The sequence below is a fragment of the Burkholderia diffusa genome (assembly GCF_902499115.1).
Classification (GTDB): Bacteria; Pseudomonadota; Gammaproteobacteria; order Burkholderiales; family Burkholderiaceae; genus Burkholderia; species Burkholderia diffusa.
Genome location: NZ_CABVPN010000004.1, coordinates 244,079 through 258,344 on the forward strand (window position 1 = coordinate 244,079; position 14,266 = coordinate 258,344).

The 14,266-nt window shown below is 68.3% G+C and carries 7 protein-coding genes; 5 read left to right on the forward strand and 2 right to left on the reverse strand.

The genetic code is table 11. The features are described from left to right. Positions 1-320: 320 nt before the first annotated feature. Entirely contained in the window at positions 321-1,235 is a 915-nt protein-coding gene (locus tag BTE28158_RS06065; RefSeq protein ID WP_059600329.1) for a glutaminase, read from the reverse strand. 224 nt (positions 1,236-1,459) lie between these two features. Between BTE28158_RS06065 and BTE28158_RS06070 the strand changes: the two genes are divergently transcribed. Together BTE28158_RS06070 and BTE28158_RS06075 are read left to right on the forward strand one after the other, a co-directional pair. Then, positions 1,460-2,170, forward strand: a complete 711-nt coding sequence (locus BTE28158_RS06070) for a response regulator (RefSeq protein ID WP_059600168.1) — start codon at positions 1,460-1,462, stop codon at positions 2,168-2,170. Positions 2,171-2,234: 64 nt separating this feature from the next. Then, positions 2,235-3,365, forward strand: coding sequence for an ATP-binding protein (locus BTE28158_RS06075; protein WP_059600167.1), 1,131 nt, complete (start codon positions 2,235-2,237; stop codon positions 3,363-3,365). A gap of 6 nt (positions 3,366-3,371) precedes the next feature. Here the strand turns inward: BTE28158_RS06075 and BTE28158_RS06080 are convergent, their stop codons facing one another. Beyond that, positions 3,372-5,792, reverse strand: coding sequence for a patatin-like phospholipase family protein (locus BTE28158_RS06080; RefSeq protein WP_174919746.1), 2,421 nt, complete (start codon positions 5,790-5,792; stop codon positions 3,372-3,374). A 271-nt stretch (positions 5,793-6,063) separates the two neighbouring features. Between BTE28158_RS06080 and BTE28158_RS06085 the strand changes: the two genes are divergently transcribed. The 3 genes from BTE28158_RS06085 (at position 6,064) to BTE28158_RS06095 (ending at position 14,175) form a co-directional block, all read left to right on the forward strand. Then, positions 6,064-7,098 carry a rod shape-determining protein gene (locus tag BTE28158_RS06085; RefSeq protein WP_151050948.1) on the forward strand — a complete coding sequence of 345 codons (1,035 nt, stop codon included), beginning with the start codon at positions 6,064-6,066 and terminating at the stop codon, positions 7,096-7,098. Positions 7,099-7,303: 205 nt separating this feature from the next. After that, entirely contained in the window at positions 7,304-7,963 is a 660-nt protein-coding gene (locus BTE28158_RS06090; protein WP_151050950.1) for a YdcF family protein, read from the forward strand. A gap of 623 nt (positions 7,964-8,586) precedes the next feature. Next, positions 8,587-14,175 (forward strand): autotransporter domain-containing protein, encoded by a 5,589-nt coding sequence (locus tag BTE28158_RS06095; RefSeq protein ID WP_151050952.1) that lies wholly within the window; start codon positions 8,587-8,589, stop codon positions 14,173-14,175. Positions 14,176-14,266: the final 91 nt, after the last annotated feature.

The window sequence follows — 14,266 nt, forward strand, 5'->3', positions numbered from 1 at the left end:
CTCACACGCCGACCAGCTTCATCGAGTTCATTCCTTTTTCGAAACTGAGGATCTTGATGACGCGCCTGAAGTTATAGGCACAGGATGTGCAAGCTCATTTCAGTCGCGACGCGACCAATATTACGGTCTTCGCCTTCGACAAAACGCCCCATCGTCGCCTCTCATCGGAACGGGTTGACTCAGCCTGGGTGATCGAACGCGTTTTTACGCAACCTCGGTCGATTGCTGCCGATAGCCGAATTCCCCGTTGAGCGCGCCGGCACGAGCCGATATTCACCTGCCGCCGTCGTGCCTGCCGACGCGCGCCCAACCTCGCACCTTCAAAAAATCGACCTTCCCGTATAAGTCGTCAACCATTCCAGCGCCAGCGTCCCCGCCAGCGAGTTCCCGTTCGCATCGAGCCCCGGCGCCCATACGCACACGGCCATGTCACCCGGCAGCACCGCGACGATCCCGCCGCCGACACCGCTCTTGGCAGGCAAGCCGACGCGATAAACGAAGTCGCCCGCCGCGTCGTAGGTGCCACAGGTCAACATCAGCGCCGACAACCGCTTCGCCGAACTCGCATCGACGACCCGCTCGCCAGTGACGGGCGCGACTCCGCCGTTCGCGAGAAACAGCGCCGCTTGCGCAAGCTCGACGCAGTTCATCGTGATCGCACACTGGCGGCAATACGCGTCCACCACCGTGTCGGGCGGCATCTGCATGTTCCCGAAGCTCGCCATGAAATGCGCCATCGCGCGGTTGCGTTCCGCGTGCTGCAGTTCCGAGAGCGCGACGCGCGAATCGTAGTCGAGGTCGGTCGCGCCGATCAGCCGCCGCACGAACTCGACGAGCGCCGTCTCGGCCTTGACGAAGCGGCGGCACAGCACGTCGGTGACGACCAGCGCGCCGGCGTTGATGAACGGGTTGCGCGGCTTGCCGCGCTCGCTTTCGAGCTGAACGAGCGAATTGAACGCGGTGCCGGACGGCTCGCGGCCGACCCGCTCCCACAGCGCATCGCCCAGCAGCTGGAACGCGAGCGTGCAAGCGAACAGCTTCGAGATGCTCTGGATCGAGAAGCGCTCCTGCGCGTCGCCGACGGTGTAAACGTTTCCGTCCAGCGTCACGACGGCCATCCCGAACTTGTCGGCGGGCACTTTAGCGAGCTCGGGAATGTAGTCGGCGACACGTCCCTGGCCGATCCAGGGGGCGAGTTCGGCATGGATGCGTTCGAGGATCGACTGGTAATTCATCGTGTGTGAGGCAGGGCGGGCGCGCGGCCCGGTTTTCGGAGAGCCCGTATGGAACCGTTTCGGCGCCGATTCGTCAAGCGCGGCGACCATCGCGCCCTTATTCTCCAGATCTTCAAACGGGCAATCGGTGGGCGCAGTATCATGCGGTACGTTTCGACCGATGGCCGGCAGCCGGCGCAGGCCTGCCGCCGCCGCGGTTTCCCCGTACGATCCGACCGTTGCCCATGTCTTTTCGCATCCTGCTCGTCGAAGACGACACCCGCCTGTCCACACTGATCGCCGGCTACCTGCGCAAGAACGACTATGAAGTCGACACTGTGCTGCACGGTGACGCCGCCGTCCCGGCGATCCTGTCCACGCGCCCGGATCTCGTCATTCTCGACGTGAACCTGCCGGGCAAGGACGGCTTCGAGATCTGCCGCGAGGCGCGCAAGGCGTACGACGGCGTGATCATCATGGTGACGGCGCGCGACGAGCCGTTCGACGAACTGCTCGGCCTCGAATTCGGCGCCGACGACTACGTGCACAAGCCGGTCGAGCCGCGCATCCTGCTCGCGCGGATCAAGGCGCAACTGCGCCGCGTCCCCGCGCGCGCGGCCGAGGGTGCCGCGCCGCAGCCGGAGCGCTACACGTTCGGCCAGTTCTCGATCGACCGCACCGACCGTTCGGTCGTGCTGCCGGGCGGCGGCTCGCCGGACCTCACGTCGGCCGAGTTCGACCTGCTGTGGGTGCTGGTGTGCCATGCGGGAGAAGTCGTCAGCCGTGACGACCTGATGCTGCAGCTGCGCGGCGTCGAGTTCGACGGTCTCGACCGCACGATCGACGGGCGCATCTCGAAGCTGCGCCGCAAGCTGCATGACGATGCGGGCAACCCGCAGCGGATCAAGACGATCCGCAGCAAGGGTTACCAGTTCAGCAAGCATGCGTGGGAATGACGCCGGCCCGGCACGACGCCGTCGGCCGCCGCATCCTCGCATCGCACGATAGCCGGAAGCCGCGATGATCCGACGCACCCGTTCGCACCCCGATGCAGCGCCGCTTTCGGCGCCGCGCTATGTCAGATGGCGCTGGCTGCATTTCCGCCGCGCGTGGACCGACACGCGCGCCGACCGCATTCCGAGCTGGTCGCGCCTGTACGTGCGGACCTACCTGCATCTGCTCGGCCTCGTGCTGCTGACCGCGCTCGTGCCGGCGCTCGCGCTGTGCGTCGTGCTGTCGCCGGAAGTCGTGTGGCACGCGTTCGACGCGCTGCCGGGCGACATCTGGATCGTGCTGGCGTTCGTGTTCGCAGCGCCCGCGCTCGCCGCATATCGGTGGATGCGGCCGGTCTGGTCGGATCTCGTGATGGTGCGCGAGCGCGCGATCGACTTCACCGGCGGCCGCTTCAACACGCGCGCGCGGGAGTCGCACAGCGTGATCATCGGCCCGCTCGCGCGCACGCTGAATGCGCTCGCGATGCGCATGGAGCGGCTGATCGCGGCGCAGCGCGACCTGACGAACGGGATCTCGCACGAGCTGCGCACGCCGCTCGCGCGCGTGCGCTTCGCGCTCGAGATGCTGCGCGAACCGGGCTCCGCCGCCGAATACCACGGTGCGCTGGAGAGCATCGCGCAGGACGTGACCGAGCTCGAGGAGCTGATCGACATGAGCCTCACGTATGCGCGGCTCGAATACAGCTCGCTGCAGTCGAACCTCGAACTGACCGCGCCGGTCGCGTGGTTCGAGCACCAGGTCAGCGACGCGCAGCTGCTGTATCCGGAGCGTGCGATCGAGTCGCGCATCGCGATCGCGTCGGACCTGCGCGTGAAGATGGACCGGCGGCTGATGTCGTACGCGATGCGCAACCTGCTGCGCAACGCGAGCAAATATGCGGCGTCGCGGATCGTCGTCGGGATCGCGCTCGAGCACGGCAACATCGCGATCTTCGTCGAGGACGACGGCCCGGGCGTGCCGGAGAGCGAGCGCGAGCGGATCTTCGACGCGTTCGTGCGCCTCGACCGCCGCACCGGCGGCTACGGGCTCGGCCTCGCGATCACGCGGCAGGTGCTCCACGCGCACAACGGCCGGATCGCGGTAGTGGATCCGGTCGAACTCGGCGGCGCGCGTTTCGAGATCAGCTGGCCGATCTGAGCGCCGTCAGTACGTGCGGCCGAGCTGCAGGTAGATGTTGCGCCGGCCGCCCGGCGCGAGCGCGACACCCATGTACAGCGGACCGAATGCGGTCGACAGGCTCGTGAAGAACGTGTAGCTCTGCTTGAGCGTGCCGCCGCCGACCTTCACGCCGCTCGTCCACACATTGCCGACTTCCGCGCTGGCGCCGACCGACAGCGCCTTGATCGGGGACGCGTTGAACGTCATCAGCTGGTTCATGTACGTCACGTTACCGTACGCGAGTTCATTGCCGGTCAGCTGGTCGGCCGCATACGCGGCCAGATGCTGGAACCCGCCGAGCGTGAAGTTGAACGCGTTGATCAGGTTGGTGCCGCCGATGCTCTTGCCGCCCTCGATCGTTGCGCTGACGCTGTGCCGGCCGAACTGCTGCGCGATCATCGCCTTGCCGTAGAGCTCGGTGTAAGGCGTGTTCGACGTATCGGCGAGGTCCTCCGCGGACTGGCTGTTGTGCGACCACAGCGACCGTTCGACACGGAATTCGCCGTAGTAGCCGCGGCGCGGGAACATCGGATCGTCGAGCTGATCGATGACGAGCCGCGCCCGCGCGGTCAGCGCCTGCGACGTGAAGCTCGGCCATATCAGCGTCGAGCTGCCGTCATCGAACGGGAACGGCAGGTTGTAGTTCGGCGAGCCGTGCCCGGTCGCGTAGCCGATACCCATCCGGAAGTCGCCGAGCCGGGCGATCGGCAGGCCGAAGTCGAGCCCGGTGCGCGCCGTCTGCATCAAGTACTGATTCAGCTTCACCTCGCCGCTGTTGTCGTACAGGTTCACGTAGCGGCGCTGATATTCCGCGTAGGGCGAAATGTACAAGCCGTATGCGGCCGGCAACGGCTGGCGCAATTCGACGCGCGCCGACTGCAGATCGCTGCCGATCGTCGTGTCCGCGCGGAACTCGAGGCCCGATTCGGTGAGCCACGGCCGCCGGTAGCCGATGTGCAGGCGGAAGCCGCCCTCGTCGGTCGAGCTGCTCGACATCCCGACGCCGAACAGCAGGAAATTCGGCCCCCAGTATTTCTCCCGCGCATCGATCTCGAGCACATTCTCGTCGCCGTGGCTCACGATCTGCTGCGTCACGCTCTCGAAATTGCCGCCGGTCGTCAGCCCGAGCAGGTCCTGGCTGACGGTCGCCGGATCGTAGGTGTCGCCCGGTTTCACGTGCAGCGCGTCGCTGACGACGCGCTTCGGCACGCCGCCGGTCGTCTTGATCTCGACCCGCGTGATGCGGATCGGCGGCGGCAGCGGCTGCGCATGCGCGGACCGGTAGGCCGCGTACTGTTCCGGCGTGAGCGCGAAGTGCCTGAGCCGCGGGAGCGCCGCGGTCGCGGCGGCCGCGCCGGCGGCGATCGCCTGCTTCGCGTTCTGGAAATCGGTGAACGCGAGCGCGCCGAGGTCGGGCGTGAGCAGCACATCCTGCGCGGCGAGTTGCTTGCGCTGCAACGTCACGTTCTGGCGGATCAGGATGCCGACCATCTGCTGCATCACGTCGGCCGGCGACGCGAGCGCGTCGAGCGGGCGCAGCGGCGAGCCGATGTCGACGGCGATCACGACCTTCGCACCCATCTGCCGCGCGGTGTCGACCGGCAGGTTGCTCACGAGGCCGCCGTCGACGAGCGCGCGGCCGTTGATCTCGGCCGGTGCGAACAGGCCGGGCATCGCCATGCTCGCGCGGATCGCGAGCGGCAGCGAGCCGCGGTCCAGCACGACCATCTGGCCCGTCTGCAGATCGGTTGCGACCGCGCGATACGGGATCGGCAACTGGTCGAACGGCTGATTGGTCGGCACGGCGGCCGTCCAGTTCGCGAGCAGCGCTTGCAGCCGGTTGCCCTGCACGAGGCCGACCGGCGCCTTCACGCCTTTCTTGCCGAAGCCCAGTGTAAGGCTGTTGATGTACAGTCGCTCGTCCTCGCGGCTGCTTTGCGGCAGGTCCGCGCGGTCGGTCACGTCGAACGCGATGTCGGCCAGGTTCACCTCCGACAGCTGCTTCTGCATCTCGTCGGCGGCCATTCCGCTCGCATACAGGCCGCCGACCACGGCGCCCATGCTGGTGCCGGCGATGCAATCGATCGGAATGCGGTTCTCCTCGAGCACTTTCAGCACGCCCAGGTGGGCGTACCCGCGGGCGCCGCCGCCGGACAGCACGAGGCCGATCGCCGGCCGGCCGGCCGGACCGCCGTCGGCGTTGCAGGTCGGCGCGGGCCTGGCGGTGGGGGCGGCGGCCGTCGTGGGGGCGGCGGCCGGCGCGGCGGAAGTGGCCGCCGTCGCGGTGCCGGGGGCGGTGTCGGCTGCCGGCAAGGGCTGCGCGGCAACGGTGCAGCACCAGAGCGCAACGAGCGTTGCGCCCAGTTGGCGCACCCCGAGCCAGCGGGGAAAAGCGGTCGCTGTCATGGAGGAATACCTGGCGTGATCGGGCGTCGGACGCCTGCCGGGAGCAGGCAAGACCGAGAGATTACCGTGTTTTACAAGCGCGACGCGAGAGGCCGATGCGTAGCCGCGGACCTGCCGAAACACACATTCGGCAATCTCGTCGCGAAAAAATCATCGGAATTGTCTAAAGTACCGGAACGATTTGCCGCTAAGTCCATGATGGGGCGGTAAAAGCGCGCCGCGGAGACGCGGCCTGGCCGTTTGGGCCGGTTTGTTCAAAAAAAGGCTTGATATGTCGACACCGCTGTTCGGAAAGTTGTTTGCGCAACCCGTTGCGATCGACCCTGGAACGGCGAGTACGCGGATTTATACGCACGAGCGCGGCGTGGTGCTGAACCAGCCGTCGGTCGTCTGCTTTCGCAAGGGCGGCGCGATGGACGCGCGACCGACGCTCGAAGCGGTCGGCGAGCGCGCGAAGGCACTGCTCGGCCGTGAGCCGGGGCATCTGGAGGCCGTGCGGCCCATGCGGCACGGCGTGATCGCCGATGCGCACGCCGCCGAGCAGATGATCCGCCGCTTCATCGACATGTCGCGCACGCGTTCGCGTTTCGGACGCCGCGTCGAGGTCACGCTGTGCGTGCCGTCGGACGCGACGGCGGTCGAGCGCCGCGCGATCCGCGAGGCCGCGTTCGCGGCCGGTGTATCGGACGTCGAACTGATCGAGGAAGCGCTCGCCGCCGGGCTCGGCGCGGGCCTGCCGGTGACCGAGCCGGTCGGCTCGATGGTGATCGATATCGGTGGCGGGACGACCGAAGTTGCCGTGATCGCGCTCGGCGGCATCGTCTACCGCGAGGCGATCCGCGTGGGCGGCAACCAGTTCGACGCGGCGATCGTCAACCACGTGCGCAACCTGTACGGCGTGCTGCTCGGCGAGCAGACCGCCGAGCGCGTGAAGAATACGATCGGCTCGGCAACCAGCGCGGTGCCGCGCACGTCGACGCGCGCGATCGGGCGCGGCGTCGCGGACGGCCTGCCGCGGTCGATCGAGTTGTCCAACCACGACGTGGCGGACGCACTGGCCGCACCGCTCAAGCAGGTGATCGGCGCGGTGAAGTCGGTGCTGGAAAATGCGCCGGCCGAACTCCTGACCGACATCGCGCATCGCGGCGTGGTGCTCACGGGCGGCGGCGCGCTGCTCGCGGACCTCGAACGCCTGCTGCGCGACGAGACCGGACTGACTGCGCGGATCGCCGACGAGCCGGCCACCTGCGCGGTGCGCGGCGCGGGGGAGGCGAAGGGGCGGCTCGCGACGTGTCCGATGGATTGACGCCGGCCGGGCCGGCGCATTGGCGTTCCTTGCCGGCCTTTCGAACCCCGAATTTCCTGCATGCCGAACATCGTCCGGGTTCTCCGGACACGCTCGGCACGTCGTGTCGACCTCGTTACCTGGACAGGCGCGAGCGCGCCGTGGCAGCATGCCGGGCCGTGTGCCGTGCAAACCGGCGGCACACTTCTCCAGGAGTCCGATACCTTTGAACCAGCGTTTCAAGCGGGGCCGTGCGGCCCGGATCGGCCGTGTCCTGGCCGCGTTCGCGTGTTTGTGGATTGTCGCGGCCGTTGTGCTCGTCGGAACCGGGATGCGGATGCCGAGCGAGCCGGCCGACGTCGCGGTGATCTTCGGCAATGCGCTCGACGACGGCGGTGCGCCGAAACCGGTGCTCGCGGCGCGGCTCGATGTCGGCGTGCGCTGTTATCGCACCGGGCAGTGCCCGGCGTTCCTCGTCAGCGGCGCGATCGACGGCCCCGGGCTGAACGAGGCGACCGCGATGCGCGACTATCTGGTCGCGCGCGGCGTGCCGGCCGACCGGATCGCCGTCGACGACCAGGGCGACAACACGCTCGCGACCGCGCAGCACGCGCGCGCGTACATGAAGGCGCACCGGATGTCGCGCGTGCTGATCGTCAGCCAGTATTACCACCTCGCGCGGGCGCGCCTCGCGTTCGAGCGGGTCGGCATCGCGCCCGCGAACATTTTCGCCGCGTATCCGCACAGCTTCCAGTGGCGGGATATCTATTCGAGCTGGCGGGAAGTGCCCGCGTACGCGATCTATGCGCTGCGCCTGTGGCTCGATCCCGATGCACGGCCCATGTCGTTCCGGCCGATGCTTTATCTGATGAGCCTGTTTTCATAACACGGCGTGCCGGCCGGGATTCGGTCGATTTTGCGGCTTTCATTTTCATTTCCAAATGCCGCCTTTGCATGGGCCGGATCCGAAACCGCCGGGAAGCATGTTGAAAATCGGCGATTTCAATTTGGCAAATGAAATGGATCCGGATTATCGAACCGACTGCCGCAGCCGCCACTTATATTGCACCGCGAAAATCAGCCGCCTATGAAGTATCGGCATTTTCACGGATCGAGCTCCGTCGGCAGCTTCGCGCCGGATTTGACGGGGTGACCGGGAGATCCGTGGAAACCCGTCACTTTGCGCATTTCTTCAAGTAAAAAATACGCATTCTATTGACCCTTCTCAGATAACCAAACATCGACTGGAAAACCATGTTTTTTTGATATAGCCTTGTCTGACAAAAGCAGGGGCGGTAATCAAATCAACCAGAAAGTCGCTGCATAAAAACAAGGGTCACGATCATGGCATCCGGTTAGTTTTGCATCCTCAAACGAGAATCGATTAACCAATAATTCATCCACGAATAAACCGACGTCGTTCCGCGACCGCCGGAGGGCACGCTTGCGTCCCGGATTTTCCGCTGTCGCCGGTCCGATTCAGCGTCCATGCCGATCACGAGGGGAAGCATGAACATTGCGCATTCGAAGAAGAGCGGGGAGCCGTTTCCGAGATTCCTGTTGCCGACGGGGGTTTTTCTGGCATTGTCCGGCGCGGGCATCGTTCCCGCGTACGCGACCTGCAGCACGGCAGGCACCACGGTGACCTGCTCGGGCGTCGCGAATCCGCTGGCGCCGAGCTATGCAAACAGCGCCAACAACCTGAACGTCACAGTCAATCCCGGCGCGAGCGTCGGCGTGCTGCTGGGCGTCGGCGGCACCGCGATGTCGCTGACCGGCAGCGGCGTCACGCTGACCAACAACGGCACGATCGATCCTTCGGTGCTCGGCTCGGGGCTCGGCGTGCTGTCGAGTGGCACGGTGGTCGGCAATGCGTCGGCGAGCACCACGACCGTCACCAACAACGGCACGATGATGGGCTCGACCGGCGTCGCGATCAGCGGCGTGACGGGCATGGCGCTGTCGGTCCAGAACGGCACGGGCGGCGTCTCCAGCATCACGAACACCGGCGTGATCGGCTCCACGCCGCTGGCCGGTGCGACGCTGTCCGGCGCGGACGCGCCCGTGGTTGCCGCTTACGGTGGCGGCCAGGTCAACATGTCGAACAGCGGAACGATCACCGGGCGCGTGTCGCTCGGCTCGAGCGGCACGCCCGGGCTCGGCAACACGTTCGTCAACTCCGGCACGATCAACGGCGGCGTGTCGATGGGCGCCAACAGCACGAACACGTTCACCGCGGTCACCGGCTCGTCGGTCAATACGGCGGGCGGCACGGGCGGCGCGTTCAACATCACGGTCGGCCCCTTCACGCTCGGCGTCGCGGCGACCGGCGTCGTCGACGGCGGCGCGGGCGGCAACAACACGCTGATGCTGCAGCAGGGCGCTACGGCGAACGGCACGATCGCGGTCAACAATTACATCAACTTCAATCATCTCGACGTCACGAGCGGCAACTGGACCATCAACGGCGCGTCGACCGCGCAGGACGCGACACTCGCGGGCGGCGTCGCAATCATCAACGACAACGCGTCGCTCGGCACGGGCACCGTCACGGCCACTGGCGGCGCGCTGCAGGCGGGCACGGCCGGGCTGAACGTCGCCAACAACGTGGATCTCGGCGCGGGCGGGCTGACGGTGCAGGGCGCGACCGGGCTCACGCTGTCGGGCACGGTGACGGGTAGCGGCACACTGACGAAGAACGACGGCGGCACGCTGACGATGTCGGGTGCGAGCACGTATACGGGGGGCACGAACCTGAACGGCGGCGGCCTGGTGGTCGGCAGCAACACGGCGCTCGGCGCGGGCGCGCTGAACGTCAACGCGTCGGCGTCGCTCGACGCGAGCACGAACGTGACGCTCGGCAACGCGGTCAATCTCGCCACCGGCACGACGCTGACGGTCGGTGGCAGCAACGCGCTTGCGCTGTCCGGCGCGATCGCCGGCGCCGGCGGCCTCGTGAAGGACGGCGCGGCGACGCTGACGCTGAACGGCACGAACACGTACACGGGCGACACGACGATCAACGCCGGCACGCTCGCGCTCGGTACGGGCGGCAGCCTCGCGGCGACCGGCACGGTGAACCTGACCGGCGCGGGCGCGACGTTCGACCTGAGCGGCGCGTCGGGCGCACGGACGATCGGCGCGCTGGCGGGAGCGGCCGGCACGAACGTGAACCTGGGCAGCACTTCGCTGACGCTCAACGGCACCATCAATGCGACCTACGCGGGCACGATCGGCGGCGCGGGCAGCGTGACGCTGTCGGGCCCCGGAACGCAATCGCTGACCGGCACGAACGTCTACACCGGCGGCACGAACCTGAACGGCGGCAACCTGGCCGTCGGCAGCAACACGGCGCTGGGCTTGGGCGCGGTGAACGTCAACGGCTCGTCGACGCTCGATGCGACCGCCAACGTGTCGCTCGCGAACGGCATCAACGTTGCCACGGGCACGACGCTGACACTGGTCGGCAGCACCGATCTCGGGCTCGGCGGCACGATCTCAGGCGGCGGCGGGCTCGTGAAGAACGGCGCGGCGACGCTGACGCTGAACGCCGCGAACAACTACACGGGCGGCACGACGCTGAACGCCGGCGTCCTCGCGCTCGGCAATGCCGCGGCCCTCGGTTCCGGCACGCTGACCGTCGGCGGCGCGGCGACGCTCGATGCGATCACGAACCTGTCGATCGGCAACGCGATCGATCTCGGCGCGAGCACGGCGCTCACACTGGGCGGCAGCAATGCACTCGTGCTGGGCGGCGTGATCTCCGGCACGGGTGCGCTCGTGAAGGCCGGCGCGGCGACCACGACGCTGACGGGCGCGAACACGTATACAGGCGGCACGACGATCAACGCCGGCACACTGGCGATCGGCGCGGGCGGCAGCCTGGCGGCGACCGGCGCGATGAATCTCGCGAACGCGGGCGCGGCGCTCGACCTGAGCGCTGCGACGGTGCCGCAGTCGATCGGCGCGCTGGACGGTGTGGCGGGCACGAACGTGAATCTCGGCGCCAATACGCTGACGCTGGGCGGGACGGCCGGCGGCACGTTCAGCGGTGCGATCGGCGGCACCGGCAGCCTGACGCTGGCCGGCACCGGCACGCAGACGCTGAACGGCGCAAGCACCTATTCGGGCGGCACGAACCTCAGCAGTGGCAGCCTGGTGCTCGGCAACGCCGCGGCACTCGGCACCGGCGCGCTGAACGTCGGCGGTGCGGCCACGCTCGATACGAACGCGAACCTGTCGGTCACCAACGCAGGCGATCTCGGCGCGGGCGCAACGCTGACGCTCGGCGGCAGCAACGCGCTCGGATTGAGCGGCGCGATCTCCGGCACGGGCGCGCTCGTGAAGAACGGCGCGGCGACCACGACGCTGACGGGCGCGAACACCTATACGGGCGGCACGACGATCAATGCGGGCACGCTGGCGATCGGTGCGGGCGGCAGCCTGGCGGCGACCGGCGCGATGAATCTCGCGAACGTGGGCGCGACGCTCGATCTGAGCAGTGCGTCGGGTGCGCAAACGCTCGGCGCGCTGTCGGGCGTGAGCGGCACGAACGTGAATCTCGGCGCCAACGCGCTGACGCTGGGCGGGACGGGCAGCGGCACGTTCAGCGGGGCGATCGGCGGGACCGGCAGCCTGACGCTGGCGGGCACCGGCACGCAGACGCTGAACGGCGCGAGCACCTATTCGGGCGGCACGAGCCTCAACAGTGGCGGCCTGGTGCTCGGCAACGCATCGGCACTCGGTACCGGCGCGCTGAACGTCGGCGGTGCGGCCACGCTCGATACGAACGCAAACCTGTCGATGACGAATGCGGTCGCTCTCGGCACGAGCGCGACGCTGACGCTCGGCGGCAGCAATGCGCTCGGATTGAGCGGCGCGATCTCCGGCACGGGTGCGCTCGTGAAGAACGGCGCGGCGACCACGACGCTGACGGGCGCGAACACGTACACCGGCGGCACGACGATCAACGCGGGCACGCTGGCGCTCGGGGCGGGCGGCAGCCTGGCGGCAGCCGGCACGGTGAACCTCGCCGGCACCGGCGCGACGCTCGACCTGAGCGGCGCGTCGGGTGCGCAAACGCTCGGTGCGCTGTCGGGCGTGGCCGGCAGCAACGTGAGTCTCGGCGGCAACGCGCTGACGTTGGGCGGAACCGCCAGCGGCGCGTTCGGCGGGGTGATCGGCGGCACCGGCGGCCTGACGGTCGCGGGCACCGGCATTCAGACGCTGACCGGCAGCAACACGTACACGGGCGGCACGACGATCGCGGCGGGCGGCACGCTTCAGCTCGGCAACGGCGGCACGTCCGGCAGCGTGGTCGGCAACGTCGTCGACAACGGCGCGCTGATCTTCAACCAGTCCGCCAGCGTGACGCTCGCGAGCGTGCTGTCCGGCACCGGCTCGCTGACCCAGGCCGGCAGCGGACAGCTGACGCTGACTGGCACCAGTACGCTGAGCGGCCCCACCACCGTCGCCGCGGGCACGCTCGCCGTCGACGGTTCGCTCGGCCAGTCGACCGTGACCGTGCAGAACGGCGCGACGCTGACGGGCACCGGCACGGTCGGCGGCCTCGTCGTGCAGAGCGGCGCGTTCGCGGCCGTGTCGCAGCCGGGCGCGGCGCTGAACGTCGCCGGCAACGTCACGTTCCAGCCGGGCTCGACGCTGCTGGTCGCGGTCACGCCGCAGCAGGCGGGCAGCGTCGCGGCGAGCGGCACGGCCACGCTGAACGGCGGCACCGTGCAGGTGCTCGCGAACCAGGCCAGCTACCAGCCGACCACGAAGTACGCGATCCTCAGCGCGTCGTCGGGCGTGCAGGGCACGTTCAGTCAGGTGAATTCGAACTACGCGTTCCTGATGCCGACGCTCAGCTACGATCCGGACCACGTGTACCTGCAACTGGTCGCGAACGGCACGTCGCTGACCGATGTCGCGACGACGCCGAACCAGCGCGCGGTCGCGACCGCGATCGGTGCGCTCGGTGCGGGCAACCCGCTGTACGACACGGTGCTGACGACCGATGCGGCCACCGCGCGCCGGGCGTACGGGATGCTCGACGGCGAACTGCAGGCGAGCCTGAAGAGCATGCTGCTGCTCGACAGCCGCTACGTGCGCGATGCCGTGACCGATCGCGTGCGCCAGGGCCTCGCGCCCGGATCGGGGCCGCTCGCGGCGCTGTCGTCGGGCGGCGCCGCGCTGTGCGGCGACAACACGGCCGGTGTCACCGACCCGACGTTGCCGCCGGAACGCCGGATCGGCTCGCGGGCCGGCTGCCATGGCGGCACGCCTTATCAGCCGGTTGTCTGGGGGCAGGCATTCGGCGGCCGCAGCAGGCTCGCGGGCGACGGCAACACGTCGGCGATCAACCGCAGCATGACGGGCTTCATCGCCGGTGCCGACATGGCGCTCAACGACAAGTGGCGTGCCGGCCTGGCCGCCGGGGTCACGCACAGCTCGCTCGACAACGACCTGAGTTCGTCGGCGTCGGTCAACAGCTACTACCTGTCGCTGTACGGCGGCGCGCAGTACGGTGCGCTCGGCGTGCGCGGCGGCGCGTCGTACACGTGGTATCGGATCAACAGCGACCGCTATCCGGGCTTCGCGGGCTTCTCCGACCACGATTCGGCCGGCTACAACGCGAATTCCGCGCAGGTGTTCGGCGAAGTCGGCTACGCGCTGCCGGTCGGGCCGGTCGCGCTCGAACCGTTCGCGGGTCTTGCCTACGTGAACCTGCATACCGACGGCTATACGGAAAGCGGCGGTGCGGCCGCGCTGCGGGCCGGCGGCCAGACGACCCACGTCGGTTTCTCGACGCTCGGCGTGCGTGCCGCGTCGCAGTTCGGCACGTTCACCGCGCGCGGGACGGTCGGCTGGCGGCACGCGTTCGGCAACGTGCAGCCGTCGTCGGCGTTCACCTTCGCGAACGGCGGTACGTCGTTCCAGGTATCGGGCGTGCCGATTGCTCGCGACAGCGCGGTGCTCGAAGCGGGCATCGACGCGACCATCACGAAGCGCCTGACGCTCGGCCTCACGTTCAGCGGCCAGTACGGCAGCGGCGTGCGTGACAACGCGGTGCTCGGCAACATCCTGTGGAAGTTCTGACCGTCGCCTGATGTGCCTGTGCGCGGCCCGATGCGGCGGCGGCAACGCCGCGGGGGCCGCGTCTTTTTCGTCGCTGCGCGCCCCCCCGGTT

Coding starts and splice junctions, on each gene's coding strand:
- BTE28158_RS06075 (WP_059600167.1), top strand. CDS start 2,235: ATGATCCGACGCACCCGTTCGCACCCCGATGCAGCGCCGCTTTCGGCG.
- BTE28158_RS06095 (WP_151050952.1), top strand. CDS start 8,587: ATGAACATTGCGCATTCGAAGAAGAGCGGGGAGCCGTTTCCGAGATTC.
- BTE28158_RS06065 (WP_059600329.1), bottom strand. CDS start 1,235: ATGAATTACCAGTCGATCCTCGAACGCATCCATGCCGAACTCGCCCCC.
- BTE28158_RS06085 (WP_151050948.1), top strand. CDS start 6,064: ATGTCGACACCGCTGTTCGGAAAGTTGTTTGCGCAACCCGTTGCGATC.
- BTE28158_RS06070 (WP_059600168.1), top strand. CDS start 1,460: ATGTCTTTTCGCATCCTGCTCGTCGAAGACGACACCCGCCTGTCCACA.
- BTE28158_RS06080 (WP_174919746.1), bottom strand. CDS start 5,792: ATGACAGCGACCGCTTTTCCCCGCTGGCTCGGGGTGCGCCAACTGGGC.